The organism is Psychrobacter sp. DAB_AL32B, from assembly GCF_002224105.1.
Lineage (GTDB): Bacteria > Pseudomonadota > Gammaproteobacteria > Pseudomonadales > Moraxellaceae > Psychrobacter.
Genome location: NZ_NEXU01000023.1, coordinates 1 through 594, shown reverse-complemented (window position 1 = coordinate 594; position 594 = coordinate 1). Strand labels below are relative to the sequence as shown.

At 44.9% G+C, this 594-nt stretch carries 1 pseudogene; it reads right to left on the bottom strand.

What is annotated here, in order from left to right:
- A pseudogene (locus tag CAN34_RS03230) lies at positions 1–594 on the bottom strand (hypothetical protein); the annotation flags it as partial.

Below are 594 nucleotides of genomic sequence, written 5' to 3'. Positions count from 1 at the left end.
GGGGCGACACCAGCATCAACTCGAGTAATCTTCTTATTACCAGCATCGATACCAGATTTAGTGACGCTTGGACCACCAATGATATTAAGACCATTAGTCGTTAAAGTAGTACTAGGAATGCCTAACGGACCATTTAAACTGATACCTGCACCAGTAACTGCTGTACTACCTAGCACATTACCTGTGAAGACACCTAGGCTGTTAACGGTAGTCACAGGTCCTAAACCTAAGAAACCAGCTTTACCCATTGTGACACTACCAGTAGCACCTAAATCTAGATCATTATTTAAGGCAACTGCAATTTTACCACCAATCACTTTAGTGGTAATGTTGCTGTTAGAGCCAACTACTTCAACTTGCTCACCCAATGGTTTCATTACCGTATTGCCATCAGCAGCTTTTAAACCAAAACCTTTGTTGACCACTGTGTTGGTAGCATGCAACTGACTGCCATTGACCGCATCGGTACTGGTTGTGCTTAGATCACCAGCGGCAATATTAGTTAGCACGACTGGCGCTGCGGCTCCTACTCCACCTAGTGTTACGCTCGTCTGAGCTGGGCTGTCATACTGTACTGAGTTGTCAGCTTTCACT